This is a genomic window from Sandarakinorhabdus sp. (assembly GCF_051860625.1).
In the GTDB taxonomy this organism is placed as follows: domain Bacteria; phylum Pseudomonadota; class Alphaproteobacteria; order Sphingomonadales; family Sphingomonadaceae; genus Sandarakinorhabdus.
In genome coordinates, this window is sequence record NZ_JBHYDQ010000008.1 from 13,880 (window position 1) to 28,601 (window position 14,722).

The 14,722-nt window shown below is 66.9% G+C and carries 16 protein-coding genes; 14 read left to right on the forward strand and 2 right to left on the reverse strand.

The annotated features are described in order from the left end of the window. Nucleotides 1–9: 9 nt before the first annotated feature. The 9 genes from ACTIEZ_RS08865 to ACTIEZ_RS08905 all read left to right on the forward strand — a co-directional run bounded on the left by ACTIEZ_RS08865 (nucleotide 10) and on the right by ACTIEZ_RS08905 (nucleotide 7,689). Entirely contained in the window at nucleotides 10–462 is a 453-nt protein-coding gene (locus tag ACTIEZ_RS08865; protein WP_439546311.1) for a PaaI family thioesterase, read from the forward strand. After that, complete coding sequence (locus ACTIEZ_RS08870) at nucleotides 459–1,493, forward strand: enoyl-CoA hydratase/isomerase family protein (protein ID WP_439546312.1); 1,035 nt, start codon at nucleotides 459–461, stop codon at nucleotides 1,491–1,493. The genes ACTIEZ_RS08865 and ACTIEZ_RS08870 overlap by 4 nt, the downstream gene beginning before the upstream one ends. A gap of 165 nt (nucleotides 1,494–1,658) precedes the next feature. Then, nucleotides 1,659–2,105 (forward strand): ribose 5-phosphate isomerase B, encoded by a 447-nt coding sequence (rpiB, locus tag ACTIEZ_RS08875; RefSeq protein ID WP_439546313.1) that lies wholly within the window; start codon nucleotides 1,659–1,661, stop codon nucleotides 2,103–2,105. Nucleotides 2,106–2,115: 10 nt separating this feature from the next. Continuing rightward, nucleotides 2,116–3,426: a serine hydroxymethyltransferase gene (glyA, locus tag ACTIEZ_RS08880; protein WP_439546314.1), complete on the forward strand. Its 1,311-nt coding sequence runs from the start codon at nucleotides 2,116–2,118 to the stop codon at nucleotides 3,424–3,426. 21 nt (nucleotides 3,427–3,447) lie between these two features. After that, nucleotides 3,448–3,861 (forward strand): hypothetical protein, encoded by a 414-nt coding sequence (locus ACTIEZ_RS08885; RefSeq protein ID WP_439546315.1) that lies wholly within the window; start codon nucleotides 3,448–3,450, stop codon nucleotides 3,859–3,861. Next, nucleotides 3,861–4,340 (forward strand): transcriptional regulator NrdR, encoded by a 480-nt coding sequence (gene nrdR / locus ACTIEZ_RS08890; RefSeq protein ID WP_439546316.1) that lies wholly within the window; start codon nucleotides 3,861–3,863, stop codon nucleotides 4,338–4,340. Before ACTIEZ_RS08885 ends, nrdR begins: the two co-directional genes overlap by 1 nt. After that, on the forward strand, nucleotides 4,337–5,101 hold the full coding sequence (locus ACTIEZ_RS08895; protein ID WP_439546317.1) for an RNA methyltransferase: 765 nt from the start codon (nucleotides 4,337–4,339) through the stop codon (nucleotides 5,099–5,101). The genes nrdR and ACTIEZ_RS08895 overlap by 4 nt, the downstream gene beginning before the upstream one ends. Before the next feature lie 65 nt (nucleotides 5,102–5,166). Beyond that, nucleotides 5,167–6,876: an alpha/beta fold hydrolase gene (locus tag ACTIEZ_RS08900; protein ID WP_439546478.1), complete on the forward strand. Its 1,710-nt coding sequence runs from the start codon at nucleotides 5,167–5,169 to the stop codon at nucleotides 6,874–6,876. Between the two features lie 99 nt (nucleotides 6,877–6,975). Next, nucleotides 6,976–7,689: a PEPxxWA-CTERM sorting domain-containing protein gene (locus tag ACTIEZ_RS08905; protein WP_439546318.1), complete on the forward strand. Its 714-nt coding sequence runs from the start codon at nucleotides 6,976–6,978 to the stop codon at nucleotides 7,687–7,689. Between the two features lie 84 nt (nucleotides 7,690–7,773). Here ACTIEZ_RS08905 and ACTIEZ_RS08910 read toward each other — a convergent pair whose 3' ends face one another. Beyond that, a complete protein-coding gene (locus tag ACTIEZ_RS08910; RefSeq protein WP_439546319.1) occupies nucleotides 7,774–8,478 on the reverse strand; it encodes a response regulator transcription factor in 705 nt (234 codons plus the stop codon). A gap of 135 nt (nucleotides 8,479–8,613) precedes the next feature. Then, complete coding sequence (locus ACTIEZ_RS08915) at nucleotides 8,614–8,898, reverse strand: DUF1153 domain-containing protein (protein WP_439546320.1); 285 nt, start codon at nucleotides 8,896–8,898, stop codon at nucleotides 8,614–8,616. Nucleotides 8,899–9,038: 140 nt separating this feature from the next. Between ACTIEZ_RS08915 and mnmA the strand changes: the two genes are divergently transcribed. From mnmA to ACTIEZ_RS08940, 5 genes are all read left to right on the forward strand, one after another. Beyond that, nucleotides 9,039–10,169, forward strand: coding sequence for a tRNA 2-thiouridine(34) synthase MnmA (mnmA, locus tag ACTIEZ_RS08920; RefSeq protein ID WP_439546321.1), 1,131 nt, complete (start codon nucleotides 9,039–9,041; stop codon nucleotides 10,167–10,169). 159 nt (nucleotides 10,170–10,328) lie between these two features. Further along, nucleotides 10,329–11,573 carry a sigma-54 interaction domain-containing protein gene (locus ACTIEZ_RS08925; RefSeq protein WP_439546322.1) on the forward strand — a complete coding sequence of 415 codons (1,245 nt, stop codon included), beginning with the start codon at nucleotides 10,329–10,331 and terminating at the stop codon, nucleotides 11,571–11,573. Further along, nucleotides 11,570–11,908, forward strand: a complete 339-nt coding sequence (gene fliE / locus ACTIEZ_RS08930) for a flagellar hook-basal body complex protein FliE (RefSeq protein ID WP_439546323.1) — start codon at nucleotides 11,570–11,572, stop codon at nucleotides 11,906–11,908. Before ACTIEZ_RS08925 ends, fliE begins: the two co-directional genes overlap by 4 nt. 20 nt (nucleotides 11,909–11,928) lie before the next feature. Beyond that, a complete protein-coding gene (gene fliF / locus ACTIEZ_RS08935; RefSeq protein ID WP_439546324.1) occupies nucleotides 11,929–13,692 on the forward strand; it encodes a flagellar basal-body MS-ring/collar protein FliF in 1,764 nt (587 codons plus the stop codon). Next, nucleotides 13,689–14,711: a flagellar motor switch protein FliG gene (locus ACTIEZ_RS08940; protein ID WP_439546325.1), complete on the forward strand. Its 1,023-nt coding sequence runs from the start codon at nucleotides 13,689–13,691 to the stop codon at nucleotides 14,709–14,711. The genes fliF and ACTIEZ_RS08940 overlap by 4 nt, the downstream gene beginning before the upstream one ends. The last annotated feature ends 11 nt before the right edge of the window (nucleotides 14,712–14,722 follow it).

The window sequence follows — 14,722 nt, forward strand, 5'->3', positions numbered from 1 at the left end:
AGGCGAGCCATGGCCCTGGACGACGAGCAATTGAAGGAACGCATGAACCGTTTCGTGCCGCCCACCACCGAAATCCTGGGCCAGGAAATCCTGGAAATCGACAGCGCCGCCGGCCGCGTGAAGATGAAGTTTCAGCCCGTCGCCGCCTGCCGCAACCCGATGGGCAATATCCAGGGCGGTATCATGGTCGCCATGCTCGATGACGCTGCGGCGTTCGCGGCCATCGTCAAATCCGGCAAGCGCATCGGCATCCCGACGATCGAACTGAAGACCAGTTTCTTCGCCCCCGCCAAGTTCGGCGTGCCGCTGTTCGCCGAAGGCCGCTGCATCAAGCTGGGCAAGCGCGTCGCCTTCATGGAGGCCGATCTGTTCGACGAGGATGGCAAATTGCTCGCCCGGCTGACCACGTCGGCCATGCCCATCGACCTGCCGGAACCCGGCCAACTGGTAGAACGCAAATGACCAGCGAAGTCCTGTTCGAAACCCGCGGCCACGCCTTGTGGGTCACGCTGAACCGGCCCGAAGCGTTGAACGCGCTCAACCATCCGATGGCCGTCAGCATTCACCGCGCCATCATCGATGCGATGGCCGATCCCGCCATCGCCCATATCGTCATCACCGGCGCCGGTGACCGGGCATTTTGTGCCGGCGGTGATGTCGCGCTGCTGGGGCGCGAAGGCCGCCAGAACCGCGAACTGTGGGAAAGCTTCTTCCACGACGAATATCGCATGAACCAGGCCATCGCCCGCTGCGGCAAGCCGTGGGTCGCCCTGATCGACGGCATCACCATGGGCGGCGGGGTTGGCCTTTCGATCCACGGGCCGTACCGGGTCGCCACCGAACGCACGCTGTTTGCCATGCCCGAAACCGGCATCGGCCTGATTCCCGACGTCGGCGGCACCCATGCGCTGGCGGCGCTGCCGGGTGAGATCGGCGCCTGGCTGGCGCTGACCGGCGCGCGGCTGAAGGCGGCCGATTTGCGCTATTGCGGCATCGCCACCCATTATGTGCCGTCCACCCACCTGCAAACGCTGGGCGACCTGCTGAGCACCAGTCACGAGCCGGTTTCCGACATCCTCGCCGCCTTCGATGAAGACGCCGGCGAAGCACCGCTGGCCGCCTATCGCGATGCCATCGATTATCATTTCGGCCACGACAGCGTGGAGGATATAATCGCCGGCCTCGATCGCGGCGATGACTGGGCGCAGCAGCAGGCCGCCACCATCCGCCGCATGTCACCCACCAGTTGCAAGCTAAGCCTCGCCGGGCTGCGCCTGGCACGCGGCGTCGATATCGAAACCGCACTGATCACCGAATATCGCATGGTCTGCGAAATCCGGAACGGCCATGATTTCTTCGAAGGCATCCGCGCGCAGCTGATCGACAAGGATCGCAACCCGCAGTGGAACCCGGCGAGCTTCGAAGCGGTCAGCGAAGACGATGTCGCCCGCCACCTGGAAGTGCCGGAAACCGGCGATCTCAGCTTCGAATAGGCCGTTCGGAACCAGGCCTGCCACCACATAATCGGCACTCCTCGTGTCCCCATCGCCGCGCTGCACGATATCGGCGTGGCTGGCCATTTCGGCCGGCATCAACTGCCATTGCCGCCAGCCGGGCCGGGGGCTAATGGGCAGGGCAGATCGTCAAGGACGCGAAAGATGCCCGAAAATGCCCCAAAGCCGGTGATCGCGCTGGCGTCCGATCACGCTGGCTATGCACTGAAATCAGCGCTCGCCCTGGAATTGCGCGCGGCCGGGCATGACGTGCTGGATCTGGGGCCGGAAAACGAGGCCAGTGTCGATTATCCCGATTATGGCCGCGCGCTTGGCGAGGCTGTGGCCGCGGGCCAGGCGACGCACGGCATTGCGGTGTGCGGCAGCGGCATCGGCATTTCCATTGCCGTCAATCGCATCGCCGGTGTGCGCTGTGCGCTGGTCACCAGCGGCTTGATGGCGCGGTTGGCCCGCCAGCACAATGATGCCAATTGCATCGCGCTGGGCAGCCGGATAATTGGCATCGAGACGGCGCGCGATATCGTGGCCGAATTTCTGGCCACCAAATTCGAAGGTGGCCGCCATGCTGGCCGTGTCGCCAAGCTGGGTTGAGGAGACAGACATGAGCAGCCGTCCCATCGTGGCCCAGCCCGCCGACACCGGCTTTTTCGAAACGCCGGTGGCGCACAGCGATCCGGCGATTGCCGCCGCCATCGCATCCGAACTGGATCGCCAGCAGAACCAGATCGAACTGATCGCCTCTGAAAATATCGTGTCCCGCGCCGTGCTGGAGGCGCAGGGCAGCGTGTTCACCAACAAATATGCCGAAGGCTATCCCGGCAAGCGTTACTATCAGGGCTGCCACCCTTCGGACATCGTCGAACAACTCGCCATCGATCGCGCCAAACAGTTGTTCGGTGCCGCCTATGCCAATGTGCAGCCCCACAGCGGCGCGCAGGCCAATGGCGCGGTGATGCTGGCGCTGACCAAGCCCGGTGACACCATCCTGGGCATGAGCCTGGATGCCGGCGGCCACCTGACCCACGGCGCCAAGGCCGCGCAGTCGGGCAAATGGTTCAACGCCGTGCAATATGGCGTGCGCCGCGAAGACCATCTGATCGATTATGACGAGGTCGAACGGCTGGCCGTCGAGCACAAGCCGGTGCTGATCATCGCTGGCGGCTCGGCCTACCCGCGCATCATCGATTTCGCGAAGTTTCGTGCCATTGCCGACACGGTCGGCGCGCGGCTGCTGGTTGATATGGCGCATTTCGCCGGGCTGGTTGCCGCCGGCATCCACCCGTCGCCGATCCCGCACGCCGATGTGGTGACCACCACCACCCACAAGACCCTCCGGGGCCCGCGGGGTGGCATGATCCTGTCGCGCGACGCCGATCTCGGCAAGAAATTCAACAGCGCAGTGTTCCCCGGCCTGCAGGGCGGGCCGCTGATGCATGTGATCGCCGCCAAGGCCGTGGCCTTTGGCGAAGCGTTGCAGCCCGAATTCAAGGATTATGCCCGCGCCGTCGTCAGCAACGCGCAGGCGCTGGCCGCGCGGCTGGTGGACCGGGGCTGCGCCGTGGTTGCCGGCGGCACCGACACCCACCTGGCGCTGATCGACCTGTCGCCAAAGGGCATCACCGGCAAGCAGGCCGACGAGGCGCTGGAGCGTGCCGGCATCACCTGCAACAAGAATGGCGTGCCGTTCGATCCGTTGCCGCCGGCGCAGACCAGCGGCATCCGCGTTGGTTCGCCGGCCGGCACCACCCGCGGCTTCGGCATCGCCGAGTTTCAGCAGATCGGGGACATGATTGCCGACGTGCTGGACGGGTTGGCGGCAAACGGGCATGATGGCAATGCCGGGGTCGAACAGGCGGTCAACCAGCGGGTGCGGGCCTTGTGCGCCCGCTTCCCGATCTATCCGGTTGGCTGACCCGCGCCAGAGGAGCCAGCCATGAACGACCAATCGCGCGACGAAAAGCCGAAGGATTTCAACCAGAAGGTTGATGATATCGCCGGAGACGCATTGGAGGCCGGCAAGAAATTCGTGGAAACCGACGCCGGCCGCAAGGTCGCCGGCGCCACCGACACGATCTTCGAAACCGCCGAGGAACTGGCACGCAAGGCCGCGCAAAGCGAGCTTGGCCGCAAGGCGCTGGCCAGCGACGCCGGCAAGCAGGCCGCCGATCTGGCGAAACAGGCCGATAGCTGGACCAGGGACAAGATCCCCAACACCCTGGCGCGCAACGTTGCCATCGGTGCCGGTGCCGGCGTCGTCGCCAGCCTCATCCTGCCGTTTGGCGCAGTGCTGTGGGGCGTTGCCGGTGCCGGCCTGGGCTTCCTGCGCACCGTCACCAAGAAAAGCTGATGCGCTGTCCGTTTTGCGGCAATGACGACACCCAGGTGAAGGACAGCCGGCCGACCGAAGACGGGTCGGCGATCCGGCGGCGGCGGCAATGCCCGGCGTGCGGCGGCCGCTTCACCACCTTCGAACGCGTCCAGTTGCGCGAACTGGTGATCGTGAAGAAAAGCGGCAAGCGCGAACCCTTCGAGCGGGACAAGCTGGCGCGCAGCATCGAAATCGCCTGCCGCAAGCGCCCGGTGGAACCGGAACGCATCGAACGGCTGGTCAATGGCGTGGTGCGGCAACTGGAATCGCTGGGCGAAAGCGAGATCGAGGCGCCGGTGGTGGGCGAACTGGTGATGGCGGCATTGCAGGCGCTCGATCCAGTGGCCTATATCCGCTTTGCCAGCGTCTATCGGGATTTCCGCGAGGCGAAGGATTTCGAGACGTTCGTGGGCGGCCTGTCCGAAGCGGTGAACGGCACGACGCCGCAGCCGGAATGACCGTGCTGCCGCCCAATCCGCCGGCCCCGACCTGTCCGGCTATCGTGCTGGTGCGCCCGCAACTCGGCCAGAATATCGGTGCGGTGGCACGCGCAATGTTGAATTTCGGTTTTACCGATCTGCGGCTGGTGCAGCCGCGTGACGGCTGGCCCAATGCCGATGCCGGGCCGTCGGCGGCCGGCGCGGATGCGGTGATCGATCAGGCCCGTGTGTTCGACAGCTTGGGCGAAGCGGTCGGCGATTGTCACCTGACCCTGGGCACCGCGATGACCACGCGAGACATGATCCGCCGCGTCACCTCGCCAGCCGGCGCCGTGGCCGAAATGCAGGCGCTGCCCAGCCGCAGCGCGCTGGTGTTCGGCCCGGAACGCACCGGGCTGACCCGCGACGATCTGCTGGCCTGCCACGCCATCTGCACCATCCCCAGCAACCCCGATTTCGGCAGCCTCAATCTGGCGCAGGCGGTGGCGGTGCTGGGCTATGCCTGGGTGGTGGGGCAGGATACGCCGGCCGCCAGCCTGATGGTCAACCACGACGGCCCCGCCGCGCAGGCCGAATTGTCCGGCCTGATCGCGGCGCTGGAAGCAAGGCTCAGCGAAAACGGCTGGTATAATCCGGCGCCCGGCCTCGCCGAAACCTCGCGGCGCATGCTGGTCAATATCTTCACCCGCCCCGGCTTCACTGGCGCCGAAGTGCAATTCCTGCGCGGCGTGGTGCGCAGCCTGGCCACCCCGCGCAGCCAGCGCCAGGATCGCGGCTGAGGCGTGGCCCGGCGCCGTTGCTGCTGGACACAGGGTAAAGGACCGCACAGGGTTACCGCTTGGCAATGTCCTATCCGTCTCCCACCCATCCCGTTGTCCCGCGGTTCGGGATCGCCGTGGCCAATCTGCACGGCGGCACGGTGGTGGCCGCCAATCCGCTCTGGCACAGTCTCGGGGCCTTGCAGGATGTGCCGCAACGGGTGAAGCCGCGCGGCCGCGGCGCGGCGCCAGACTTTGTGCCGCTGCTGTTTGACGGCCATCGCCTGCCGGTGTGGACGGCGCTGGCCGCGCCCGCGCACAGCCGGCACTGGCCGGAGCTTGCGGCGCTGGCTGCGGCTGATCCTGCCTCCATCAATGCGCTGGCCTTTGTGCCCAGCCGGGTGGCCGCATTCCCGGCGCTGGCGGCCCGCACATTTCGCCTGGCCGAAGCCGAACGCGAAACGCTCGCGCTTCTGCTGATTTCGCACGATATTTCCGAACTTGCCGATCGCCTTGGTCTCAGCCGCGCTGGTGCCCGTCGCCGGGCCGAGGCGCTGTACCGCGCCATCGGCGTCAACAGCCTCAGCGGCCTGCAGGCGCAGACGACCCGGCTGCTCACCGACGAATTCGTGTCGGATCACCAATATGAACTGGGGCTGCAGGCCGTGCTGACACTGTCGCCGGCGCAGGCCAGTGTCACCCGCCTGGTCGGGGCCGGTTTTGCTGTGCCGGATATCGCCGCCCGGCTCGGCCTGTCGCAGCACACGGTCCGCGATCATGCCCGCGCCGCGCTGGACAAGGCGCTGGTGCCACGGCTGAAGGATCTGGCCCAGATCGCCAACGAAGCGGCGGCCGTGCACGCCATCGCCAATGGCAGCGATGGTCTGCATCATGATCGCGGCGATCTGCTGGATGCCACGCTGATCCTGCACCGCGGCGGGCGTCAGATCGGCGTGGCCGATTTCGGTCCGCAAACCGGTGTGCCCGTGCTGGTCTGCCACGGCGGCATGGCAACGCGCGGGCTGGGCAGCCATCTGCGCGCGGCGCTGCAGCGGCAGGGTTTTCGCCCCATCGGCATCGATCGCCCCGGCTTTGGCCTCAGCGATCCGGCCGATGGCAATCCGCAGTTCGAAACCGCGGCCGACGATATGGCCTTCGTCGCCGCCGAACTGGGCATCGGCCCGGCGCTGCTGTTTGCCAATGATGGCGGTGTCGCCAGCGCGCTGGCCTTCTGGCAACGCCATGGCGACCGCGCGGCCGCGGGCGTGCTGATCTCGCCGCGCCCGCCGGCTGGCCCGCGCGCCGGCAGCCGGATGGTGGACCGTTTTGCCCGCGCCGCCCTGCAGCGGCCCGAAGCCATCAACGGCCTGTGGAAACTCATCCGCCAGCGCGCCGGTTCGGCGCTGGCGGCGCGTTTGTCGGAACGGCTGTTCGCTGGCCATCCGGTCGATGCCGCGCTGCTGGCCAATCCCGACTTCCGCGACGGCCTGATTGCCGAGCTGCTGACCTGCGGCATCCGCAGCGGGCTGGGCATCAGCGCCGAACAGAGTGAATATCGCCATTGGCAGCCGCGCCCCGGCGGGCCATCATGGCCTTGGGCGATCATCCTGGCCGAACATGATCCGTTGTGGGCGCCTTCGCTGAAAACGGCCGACAGCCGCCGCGTCTGGGACGTGCTGGGCGATCCGGCCTGGCATGTGCTGCCCGGTGCCGGCCGCTTTGCCATCACCAGCCACGCCGATGCCATCGCCGCCATTGCGGCACAGCATTGGCAGGCGGCACGCGGTGCCGGTTGAGCCCTGAAAAGACGCGATTTTATCGAAAATAACCATAAGGGGGATCAATCGTCCTGCCCGATATGCTCCATCGGCCCTGCACTGTTCCGGGGACCGACAATGGCATCAGCACGCAACAATCTTCTCTTGTCAGCCTTCGTCATGCTGGGGGCGCTGGCCGCCGGGCCGGCGGTGGCCGCGCCTGTTGAAATGCGCATCACCCAGCCGGCTGGCAATGTCCAGTTCAGCTATTTTCTGTCTGGCCCGGATGTCTATCTCGATTACCAGCGCGACTTTCAGGCGGCGCAGTTCGCTGCCAGTCCCACCTGGGATTTCCGCTTCCGCTATGATCCCGCGCTGGGCGGTGATCATGGCTTTGAATTCGTCAGCGGCCAGTTCGGCAACTTCACCGATTTCGCGCTGTTCACCCCGACGATGCAATACACCGCCAACAGCGGCTTTTTCTTCCAGCTATCGCGCCGCGATCAGATCACGGGCACCCTGTCATACACCACCGATGTTTTCCTCCGCTTTCAGGATACCAACGGCTATTTCGGCGCCACCCCGCCGAGCAGCTTCGATGTCTCGCAGCTCAATTCGGTGCAGCTCAACTTCGAAACCCGGCGCGCCGGCGGTGTGGGCACGGGCTGGAGGATCGCCCGTATCGGCGCGTCGAGTGCCGAATTCTTTCCGGTCGGTGGCAATGGTGACGGCCCCGGCCCCGGCCAGCAGCCCATCGGGGCCGTGCCGGAGCCGGCCAGTTGGGCGATGCTGATCGCGGGCTTTGGCCTGGTGGGGGGGCGCTTGCGCCGCCGCCGGGTGCAACCGGCCTGACCGGAACAACAAAAAGGGCCACCAGCGCGCTGATGGCCCTTTCTGTCGAACGATCTGCCGTCGCCCCTTTGGGCACCCCCCAACTCAGGCGACGGCAGGATATTCAGTCGGTTCCGGATCGCGCAGCGAATAGCCGCGGCCCCAGACGGTTTCGATGCAGCCCGACGTCGGCGCACCGGCAAGAAATAGTTTCTTGCGCAGCTTGCAGACGAACACGTCGATGATCTTCAGTTCGGGTTCGTCGCGGCCGCCATAAAGATGGGTAAGGAACATTTCCTTGGTCAAGGTCATGCCCTTGCGCAGCGACAGCATTTCCAGGATGGCATATTCCTTGCCGTTCAACGCGACCCGCTTGCCATCCACCGTGACGCTGCGTGCCGCCAGATCGATCGCCACCGGCCCGGTGATGATCACCGATTGGCCATGGCCTTGGCTGCGCCGCACCAGCGCGTGCAGGCGGGCCATCAATTCCTGGCGATCGAACGGCTTGGTAACATAATCATCCGCACCGGCGCCGAACCCGCTCACCTTGGTGTTGGTTTCGGCATCGCCCGACAGGATCAGCACGGGGGTGTTGATCCGCAGTTGGCGCAACTGGCGCAACACTTCATGCCCGTTCATGTCGGGCAAGGTGAGATCCAGCATGATCACATCGAATTCATAGGTGCGGGCATACTCAAGCGCGAGTTCGCCCGTACTGGCAGTTTCATGCTCGATACTCGCATCATCAAGCATACGCTCGACACTGCGTGCCATGGCACGATCATCCTCGATCAATAGAACGCGCATGCAAAACTCTCCGGATTCGGATTGACCCCCACCAGACGTGACACGCCTGGTTCCGACCCCAACGAATGTGTAACCAGTATTGACGCCATGCGTAAATCCCCCTGCGGCAAATTTTCCGCAAATAATTCAGAATGTTCACTCATCATTAATGTTGGTTTCGGAACTGTCGAACAACGGTCGGTAAATCTGCACGCGTGTAACCCGCAATCCCGGGGTGCCGACCTTGTCCACCGCGCGTTGCCAAAGCTGAATTTCTTCAATGCTCAGGCGCCAGCGCTGGCAGGCACTGTCCAGGCTGATCCGTCCATCGTTGATGGCCTTCAGAACCGCAGCCTTGCGACTGGGTACCCAGCGCACCGTGTCGGCGGGGGGCAGCGCATCACTGCCGAAACCGGGCGGCGGTGGAGACATGAACGACATCTGACCTCCTGCGTGCGGTCCAAACTACGCGACCGTTACTTCAAAAGTTGCGTGATACACCTAACACGGCCATCCCGCCTGAGCCTTTACGGTTTCCTCACGCTTGACGGCGCGCATGGGCATCCCCATGCCGCAGTATCATGACACAGAACGTGACACTTGGCACCAATTTGTTAACCATACCGACAGATACGCGGGCCGTGCTGGCGCCGCTGGCCGGGCGGCGCGTGGCCGTGGCGATGTCGGGCGGGGTGGACAGTTCGGTGGTGGCGGCGCTGGCCCATGCCGCGGGCTGCGACGTGGTGGGCATCACGCTGCAGCTTTATGATCAGGGGGCCGCCGCGCGCCGGCCGGGCGCCTGTTGCGCCGGTGCCGATATCCGTGACGCCCGCGCGGTGGCCGAGCGTCTGGGGATTGCGCATTTCGTCATCGACATGGAAAGCCGGTTTCGCGCCAGCGTCATCGATGCCTTCGTCGATGCCTATGCCGCCGGGCGCACGCCGGTGCCGTGCGTGGAATGCAACCGCACCGTGAAGTTCACCGATCTGCTCGCCCTGGCGCGCGATCTTGGTGCCGAAGCGCTGCTGACCGGCCATTATGTGCAGCGCATCGCCGGCCCGGCTGGCGCGGAGCTGCACCGCGGCGCCGATCACAACAAGGACCAGAGCTATTTCCTGTGGACCACCACGCAGGACCAGCTCGATTATCTGCGCTTCCCGCTGGGGGCGCTGGCCAAGGCCGAGACTCGCGCATTGGCCGAAAGCTTCGACCTCAGCGTGGCGGCCAAGCCCGACAGCCAGGACATCTGTTTCGTCCCCGGCGGCGATTATGCCGCAGTGGTGGAACGATTGCGGCCGGAACTGGCATTGCCGGGCGATATCGTCGATGCCGGCGGCACGGTGCTGGGCCGGCACAACGGCATTCACCGCTTCACGGTCGGGCAGCGGCGCGGGCTGGAACTGGGCGGCCATGCCGCGCCGCTCTATGTGATCGGCATCGATGCCGCCGCAAACCAGGTGATCGCCGGACCACGCAGCGCGCTGGCGGTGGGATCGGTGCGGCTGGATGGCATCAACCGATTGGGGACATGCGATGGCCCGTTGCTGGTCAAGGTGCGATCCATGGCCCCCTTGGCGCCGGCGCGGCTGGCTGGCGATGTTATCACGTTCGACGCCCCGCAATATGGCGTTGCGCCGGGGCAGGCGGCGGTGGCCTATGTCGGGGAACGGCTGGTCGCTGGCGGCACCATCGCTGCGACGGTCGCGGCCTGAGCCGGACCCAGACACGGGCAGCGTCAAGCAACTGACAATGTGCCAGCCAATTGACACCTGCAACGTCAAGATTTTGACTCGCAACATCCTGTTAACCCGTCACATCCACGGCCCGCGTTAACTATCGCGGTTGGCACGCTAATTGCCTTGGGTTGGGGCATGAGCACACCCGTCCCCGCCCTGCCGCCGCCGGCACCGCACTGGTTGCCCGGCCTTGCCAATCTCGATCCCGCCGATCTCGTCATCGTCATCGGGGATCAACGGCCGCTCGTGCCGCCGCTTGAATCGCGGCTTGAATCCCGGCGTGCCCTGTATCTGGCGCCGGCCCGCCGCGGCCAGGCCCGATTGGCCGGCCGCCACCTGCATATCGATGTCGCGCCGGGCGACGAAGCCTGGGCGCTGGCGCTGGCTGCGGCCTTTGCGTTTCCGGATCGGCCGGCAGCGGCTGACCCGGCCAGTCTGGCCCTGCTGAAAATGGCCCGCCGCGTGGGGGCGACGCCCACCAGCGTGCTGATCGAAGGCGCCACCGGCACCGGCAAGGAAGGGCTTGCCCGGCTGGTCCATGCCGCGTCGCCGCGTCGCCACAAGCCGCTGGTGGCGGTGAATTGCGCCGCGCTGGCCGAACAGATGGTGGAGGCCACGCTGTTCGGCCATGAACGCGGCGCCTTCACCGGCGCCGTGCAATCCGCGCCCGGCCTGGTGCGCAGCGCCGACGGTGGCAGCCTGTTCCTCGACGAAGTCGCCGAACTGCCGCTGGCAGCGCAGGCCAAGCTGCTGCGCGTGTTGCAGGAACGCGAAGTGCTGGCCGTGGGCGCCACCCGCCCCGTGCCGGTGGATGTGCGCATCATCGCTGCCGGCAACCGCGATCTCGCCGCCGATGTGGCCGCTGGCCGGTTCCGGGCCGATCTCTACTGGCGGCTGGCGGTGTTCCCGCTGCGCACCCTGCCGCTGAACCAGCGGCCCGCCGATATCCTGCCTATAGCCGCGCACTGGCTGCTGAACCGTGCGGCCGGCGATGGCCTGGTACCGTGGCTGACACCATCCGCGCAACAAGCCCTGCTGGCCCATGATTGGCCGGGCAATGTGCGGGAACTCGGCAATGCACTGGATCGCGCCCTGGTGCTGTGCGACGGCCCCGATATCACGGCCTGCGATCTGGTGATCGACTCGCTGCCGACCCGGTTGCCACCACCGGCATCACTGGCGCTACCCGCTGTGACTGCCGGTTCGCTGGCACTGCCTGGCGCCGTGCGCGTCGCCGAGCAGGACGCCATCGCCCGCGCGCTGGCCGGCAATGCCAGTCGCCGCGACGCGGCCCGGTCCTTGGGCATTTCCGAACGCACCCTGCGCTACAAGCTGGCCAGCCATCGCCGGCCTGATGGCATGGCCGCGATGGTGCAATGATGCTGCCGCCGGTCGACAGCAGCGCCATCCTGAAGCTGCGCCAGCAGATACTGGCGCGCAACGACGCCCTGCGCGCGCCGCTCGATCAGGGCGTGGTGCTGCCCGGTGCCGAACAACCCCGCTTCGGCGCTGCGCTCGACAGCGCGCTGCGCCAGGTCAGCGCCATTCAGGATCAGGCCAGCGCCGCCGTGACCCAATATGAAACCGGCCAGAGCCACGATCTCGCCAGCGTGATGATCGCCCGCCAGAAAGCCTCACTTGCCTTCGAAGCCACGTTGCAGGCGCGCAATCGCCTGATCGGGGCCTACAAGGATGTGATGAACATGCCGTTGTGATGGTTGGGATTGCCTGAACCATGAGCGACGCTGCCGTCCTCTCCGTTGATACCGCTGTGCCTGCCGCGGCACCGGCGCCGATGGCGGATCGCCTGCGCGGGCTGGCCGGCAACCCGGCGGTGGTGCAGGCGCGCCCGGCCTTGATCGTCATTGCCGTGCTGGCGGCGCTGGCGCTCGCCGTGATGGCGCTGCGCACGCCGGAATGGCGGCCGCTGTGGCCCGGCCTGTCCGAAGCCGATGCCGCCGCCGTTACCGAGGCGCTGGCCGCCGCCAATTTCGATTACCGGGTCAACAGCGACACCGGCACTGTCGAGGTTGCGGCCGGCGATGTCGCCCGCGCCCGCATCCTGCTGGCCGGCCAGGGCCTGCCCAAATCCAGCGCCGCCACCGGTGCCGGGCTGGACAACATGCCGCTCGGCGCATCGCGTTCGGTCGAGGCCGCCCGCCTGAAGGCCGCGCTGGAACGCGAACTGGCGCTGTCGGTCGAAGCCATCGATGGCGTGAAGGCCGCCCGCGTCCATGTCGCCACCCCCGAACCGTCGGTGTTCATCCGCGACCGCGCCGCGCCATCGGCCAGCGTGTTCGTCACGCTGGCACCGGGCCGCAGCCTGTCCGAAGCGCAGGTGCGCGCCGTCATTTGGCTGGTCGCCACCTCGGTGCCGGGCCTTGCCGGCGATCGGGTGAGCGTGGTCGATCAATCCGGTACGCTTCTGTCGGCCGGCGTGTCGGGCGATGGCCAGCAACTCGCCTATCAGCAGCGGCTGGAAGGCCTGGTGCGCGAACGGCTGGTGAAATTGCTCACCCCGATGCTGGGCCCCGGCCGCTTCACCGCCGAAGTCGCGGCCGATGTGGATTTCTCGCAGAACGAAGCCGCCAGCGAACGCTACCAGCCGCAGGGCACCGTCAAGACCGAACAGACCAGCCGCAACATGGAGGGCACGCCGCCGCCGGCCGTCGGCATCCCCGGCGCGCTGACCAACACGGTGCCGCAAGCCGCGCAGGTAACCGGCAACCCGCCGCCGCCCGCTGCCGCTGCGGCCGCGCCGCCCACCGTGACCGCCGAAACCGCGGCCCGCATGTGGGAAATCGGCAAGGATGTGTCGGTAACGCGGGCCGGCGCACCGCGCGTCAAGCGGCTGAGCGTGGCGGTGCTGGTCGACAGTGCGGCGCTCGGCAAGACAGCGACAAAGGACATCGCCAATATCCAGCGGCTGGTGCGCGGCGCCATGGGCTATGACGCGGCGCGCGGTGATCTGGTGGAGGTGCAGATGCGTGCCTTCGCGATCGAGGATGAGACGCCCAAGGCCTGGTATCAGGCGCCGGCGGTGCAGGATTATGGCCCGTGGGCGGCGTTGGCTGGCGGCGTGCTGTTGCTGCTGCTGGTCGGCTTCCTGATGTGGCGCGGCCGCCGCAAGGCCAAGGCGGCAGCTCTTGCCGCTGCGGCAGCCGCCGGAGACGCCGGCGCGGCTGCAGCGGCCGCGGGCAGCACGCTGGGCAACATGCTCGGCGCCATCGGGCTGGGCGGCCTCGCCGAAGTTGCCGGGCTCGGCCCGTCGCCGCTTGCGGTCGGCGCGGACGGCGCGCCGCTGGACGGCGGTGAGCTGAAACGCGCCGCCCCGCAGGCGCTGGATTATCAGGACAAGCTGGGCCAGGCCCGCGATCTGGTGACGGGCGATCGCGACCGCGCGATGGCCGTGGCGCGGCAGATGCTGCTCGCCGACAATCGCCCGCAGCCTGAACCAGCCGCCACTGAACCAGAAGAACCGGAAGCGGAGGCCGCATGAGCGCGCTGCCCGCCGCCAAACCCGATCCCGCCGCGCATCTGACCGGTGCGCAGAAATGCGCCATCCTGCTGCTGGTGCTGGCGGAAACCCAGGCCGCCGAAATGCTGTCGGGCATGACCCCGGCCGAGGTCCAGCAGGTCGGCGAAGCGATGCTGACCGTCGCCGAAATCGCGCCGGACGCCATAGATGCCGTGCTCGATGAATTTCTGGCGCGCACCGCGCAGGTGACCGCGCTCGACAGCCAGGGCCGCCAGGTACGCCAGCGGCTGGGCAAGGCGCTGGGTACGCCGCGCGCCGAAACCATCATCGAACGCATCGGGCCACCGGCGGCCGGCCGGCGCTTTGCCGTACTCGATTGGGTGGATGGGCCGGCGTTGGCCAAGCTGATCGCCGATGAACATCCCCAGGCCATCGCCGTGGTGCTGGCGCATCTGCCCGAAGAGCGCGCGGCGGCGACGCTGGATGGCCTGCCCGAAGATCTCCAGCCCGAAGTGGCGGCGCGGCTGGCGACGCTGCAACCGGTCAACATCCAGGATCTGGCCGCGCTGGAGGCCGATCTGGAAGCCAAATTGCGCGGCGTTGGCACCAACCGCGACCAGGCGACGCTCGCCGGCACCGAATTCACCGCCGCCGTCATCAAGAAGGCCCGCGGTCGCGGTGCGCTGCTGGAGGCGCTGATGAGCGTCAACGCCGATCTCGCCGCCGAACTGGAAAGCCAGCAGTTCATTTTCGAAGATCTGCTCGGCCTGTCGCAGAAGGACATGCAACTGGTGCTGCGCGAGGTCGATCCCGGCCAGCTTGCCGTCGCGATCAAGGGCGCCAGCGCGTTGCTGAAGGATCAGATTTTCGGCGCCATGTCGAAACGCGCCGCGTCGCAATTGCAGGACGAACTGGCCGATCGCGGCCCGATGAAGCGCAGCGAAGTCGATGCGGCGCAGCGTGACATCTGCCGCACCGTGCGCCGGCTCGGCGACAGCGGCGCGCTGACCCTGCCCACCGCCGGGGAGGCGATGCTGTGAGCGTGCACGAT

Coding starts and splice junctions, on each gene's coding strand:
- ACTIEZ_RS08865 (WP_439546311.1), top strand. CDS start 10: ATGGCCCTGGACGACGAGCAATTGAAGGAACGCATGAACCGTTTCGTG.
- ACTIEZ_RS08870 (WP_439546312.1), top strand. CDS start 459: ATGACCAGCGAAGTCCTGTTCGAAACCCGCGGCCACGCCTTGTGGGTC.
- rpiB (WP_439546313.1), top strand. CDS start 1,659: ATGCCCGAAAATGCCCCAAAGCCGGTGATCGCGCTGGCGTCCGATCAC.
- glyA (WP_439546314.1), top strand. CDS start 2,116: ATGAGCAGCCGTCCCATCGTGGCCCAGCCCGCCGACACCGGCTTTTTC.
- ACTIEZ_RS08885 (WP_439546315.1), top strand. CDS start 3,448: ATGAACGACCAATCGCGCGACGAAAAGCCGAAGGATTTCAACCAGAAG.
- nrdR (WP_439546316.1), top strand. CDS start 3,861: ATGCGCTGTCCGTTTTGCGGCAATGACGACACCCAGGTGAAGGACAGC.
- ACTIEZ_RS08895 (WP_439546317.1), top strand. CDS start 4,337: ATGACCGTGCTGCCGCCCAATCCGCCGGCCCCGACCTGTCCGGCTATC.
- ACTIEZ_RS08900 (WP_439546478.1), top strand. CDS start 5,167: ATGTCCTATCCGTCTCCCACCCATCCCGTTGTCCCGCGGTTCGGGATC.
- ACTIEZ_RS08905 (WP_439546318.1), top strand. CDS start 6,976: ATGGCATCAGCACGCAACAATCTTCTCTTGTCAGCCTTCGTCATGCTG.
- ACTIEZ_RS08910 (WP_439546319.1), bottom strand. CDS start 8,478: ATGCGCGTTCTATTGATCGAGGATGATCGTGCCATGGCACGCAGTGTC.
- ACTIEZ_RS08915 (WP_439546320.1), bottom strand. CDS start 8,898: ATGTCGTTCATGTCTCCACCGCCGCCCGGTTTCGGCAGTGATGCGCTG.
- mnmA (WP_439546321.1), top strand. CDS start 9,039: ATGACACAGAACGTGACACTTGGCACCAATTTGTTAACCATACCGACA.
- ACTIEZ_RS08925 (WP_439546322.1), top strand. CDS start 10,329: ATGAGCACACCCGTCCCCGCCCTGCCGCCGCCGGCACCGCACTGGTTG.
- fliE (WP_439546323.1), top strand. CDS start 11,570: ATGATGCTGCCGCCGGTCGACAGCAGCGCCATCCTGAAGCTGCGCCAG.
- fliF (WP_439546324.1), top strand. CDS start 11,929: ATGAGCGACGCTGCCGTCCTCTCCGTTGATACCGCTGTGCCTGCCGCG.
- ACTIEZ_RS08940 (WP_439546325.1), top strand. CDS start 13,689: ATGAGCGCGCTGCCCGCCGCCAAACCCGATCCCGCCGCGCATCTGACC.